The organism is Amycolatopsis oliviviridis (assembly GCF_014654365.1).
Lineage (GTDB): Bacteria > Actinomycetota > Actinomycetes > Mycobacteriales > Pseudonocardiaceae > Amycolatopsis > Amycolatopsis oliviviridis.
Window position 1 is genome coordinate 1 of the sequence record NZ_BNAY01000025.1, and the last position, 1,509, is coordinate 1,509.

Consider the following 1,509-nt stretch of genomic DNA (forward strand, 5'->3'; position numbering starts at 1 on the left):
TCCGTGAAGACATCCCTGGGTTTTGTGTGTCAAGCGGCGGTGGTGGTGTGGTGGGCCCAGGCGGTTGTTTCGTTGTAGTGGGTGTGGGTTTTGAGGCATCCGTGGAGGAGGCCGACGAGTCGGTTGGCGAGTTGGCGTAGTGCGGCTTGGTGGCCGACGCCGCGGGTTCGGAGTGTGTCGTAGTAGGTGCGGGCTCCGGGTGAGGCTCGGAGTGCTGATTGTGCTTGGCGGGTGAGGGCGTCGAGGAGTCGGTCGTTGTGCACGAACCGGGCGCGGACGAGGGTTTTGCGGCCGGAGGCGATGGTCAGCGGGCTGGTTCCGGCGTAGTTTTTGCGGGCTTTCGCTGAGGTGTAGCGGTGGGGGTCGTCTCCGAATTCGGCGAGCACCCTGGCGCCGAGGATCTGTCCGAGTCCGGGTTGGGACTCGTAGATCTCGGCGTCAGGGTGCCGGCCAAAAGAGGCCTTCACCTCGGCTTCGAGCTGGGTGATCTGCTCGGTGAGGGTGGTGATCACCGCGATCTGGGACCGGGTGATCGCCGCGGAGGCCGCGGTCAGGATCGGGCCGCGGCCAAGATGCTCGGCCCGCAGCACGGCCTGGATCGTGCTGGTTCTCTTCTCGATATCGCGCCGGCGGGCCCGGGTGAGCGCGGCGCTGATCTGCTTGCGGGACAGCCGGGCCGCATGGTCGGGATCGGGAGCTTTGCCGAGGAGTTCCAGTGCCTCGGGTGCGGTCAGGTCGCCGAAGGCCTCCAGCGCGGCGGGGAAATAGTCCCGCAGCGTGGCCTGCAATCGCAGCACATGCCGTGTCTTGTCCCAGATCAGTGCCTGATGCGCGCGGGTGAGTCCTTGCACCCCGTCGGCGAGGTCGCTGTCGCCCGCGATCTCACGCAGCTGGTGGGCGTCGGTCCGGACCAGATCGGCCAGCACGTGCGCGTCCCCGGCGTCGCTTTTCGCGCCGGACACCCCGAGCCGGTCCCGGGCCCGCGCCGATTGCCGCGGGTTGACCGCGAACACCCGATACCCCGCGGCGACCAGCGCCACCGGCCACGGGCCACGATCGGTCTCGATCCCGATCAGCACCTGGGACGGATCGGCGTCCTCGGGCAGGAACCGCGCGAGCAACCCATGCAACCGGGCGATGCCCTCGACACCCTCCGGAAGCCGGGCCTTCCCCAGCCGCCGCCCCGTCTGGTCCTGGATCTCCACATCGTGGTGATCAGAAGCCCAGTCATCACCGACGAACAACACCACGCCGCACCAGCTCCCGCTCTATCCGGATCATGACCGGCAGCCACGCGGAAGAAGATCAACGGCCTAATGGTCGAGTGCTCACGCCACAACGGGCAGGCGACGACATCCCTTTAGTGATCAACTTCTCCCGCTACCAGCGGAGGCAACGGTCTTCACGAAGGTCTCGCAAAACCCAGGCCTCACGAGTGCTCACCCGCCAGCAGCCACCACATCCAAGCCTGCCAAACCCGACTCGAACACACCCCATTAGGCCTCCTTG

At 66.9% G+C, this 1,509-nt stretch carries 1 protein-coding gene; it reads right to left on the minus strand.

What is annotated here, in order from left to right; genetic code table 11:
* Positions 1-29: 29 nt before the first annotated feature.
* Positions 30-1,247, minus strand: a complete 1,218-nt coding sequence (locus IE302_RS42550) for an IS110 family RNA-guided transposase (RefSeq protein ID WP_191260151.1) — start codon at positions 1,245-1,247, stop codon at positions 30-32.
* Positions 1,248-1,509 lie beyond the last annotated feature (262 nt).